This is a genomic window from Streptomyces alkaliphilus, assembly GCF_014141535.1.
Classification (GTDB): domain Bacteria; phylum Actinomycetota; class Actinomycetes; order Streptomycetales; family Streptomycetaceae; genus Streptomyces; species Streptomyces alkaliphilus.
Genome location: NZ_VKHT01001226.1, coordinates 1 through 1,289, shown reverse-complemented (window position 1 = coordinate 1,289; position 1,289 = coordinate 1). Strand labels below are relative to the sequence as shown.

The window sequence follows — 1,289 nt, the reverse complement described above, 5'->3', positions numbered from 1 at the left end:
GACGAGGACGCCCGCCCCGACGAGGGTGACGCCGACCGTCCCCGCGGCGCCGCCGACCCCGGGGCCGCGACGGACCCGAACGGAGGAACACCGCGATGACCGACTCCGCTCCAGCCACCCCGGACGCCGCCCCGGACATCCGGCCCCCCGTGACCATCGCCCGGAAGGACGCCCCGGGTCCCGGCGATCCCGGCCCGGCCCCCGGCGGGGAGCCCGTCCTGGACATCCGCCGACTGCGGGTCGAGTTCCCCATCCGCCGGGGCTTCCTCGGCCGCACCACCGGCCGGGTCCACGCCGTCACCGATGTCGACCTCACCATCCGCGCCGGGGAGACCCTCGGCCTGGTGGGGGAGTCCGGCTGCGGCAAGACCACCCTGGGCCGCTGCGTGGTCGGTTCCATCCGCCCCACCGCCGGCGACATCCGCTACCGGCCCCGATCCGGGGGCGAGCCCGTGGACCTCGCGACCCTGTCGACCCGCGCCCTGCGTCCCTTCCAGCGGGAGGTGCGGCTGGTCTTCCAGGACCCCTTCTCCTCCCTCAACCCGCGCATGACCCTGCGGGACATCATCGGCGAGCCGCTGCGCAACCACGGCCTCACCGACGACCGGGAACTCACCCGACGGGTGTCGGAGGCGATGGAGATGGTGCGCCTGCCCAGCGGCTACCTCACCCGGCACCCGCACGCCTTCTCGGGCGGCGAGCGCCAGCGGGTGAACATCGCGCGCGCCCTGATCACCCGGCCCCGACTGGTGGTCGCGGACGAGGCGGTCTCCGCGCTCGACGTCTCCGTTCGGGCCTCCGTCCTCAACCTGCTCCGTGACCTCCAGGAGGAGCTGGACCTCACCTACCTCTTCATCTCGCACGACCTGTCGGTGGTGCGCCACGTCTGCGACCGGGTGGCCGTGATGTACCTGGGGCGAATCGTTGAGGTGGCCGACACCGACTCGCTCTACGAACGACCCCGCCACCCGTACACCGAGGCGCTGCTCTCCGCGGTGCCCCGCCCGGACCCACGGCTGCGCGGGACGGGGAACCGGATCCGGCTGCCCGACGACCTGCCGGACGCCGCCGCACCGCCGGCCGGGTGTTCGTTCCACACCCGGTGCCCCTACGCGCGGCCGGAGGTGTGCGCGGTGCCGGGGAAGCCCCCGCCGATGGTGACCACCGGCCCCGGGCACGCGGCCGCCTGCGTGCGCACGGACGAACTCGGACTCGCCGGCGCGTGACCGGTGACGGGGCGGGGGGACGGGGACCGCCGGTCCCCGTCCCCCCGCCCTGTCGGTTTCCCC

At 75.1% G+C, this 1,289-nt stretch carries 1 protein-coding gene; it reads left to right on the top strand.

Translation table 11 applies throughout. The features are described from left to right. Positions 1 to 95 precede the first annotated feature (95 nt). Positions 96 to 1,226 carry an ABC transporter ATP-binding protein gene (locus FNQ90_RS23600; RefSeq protein WP_182608201.1) on the top strand — a complete coding sequence of 377 codons (1,131 nt, stop codon included), beginning with the start codon at positions 96 to 98 and terminating at the stop codon, positions 1,224 to 1,226. Positions 1,227 to 1,289: the final 63 nt, after the last annotated feature.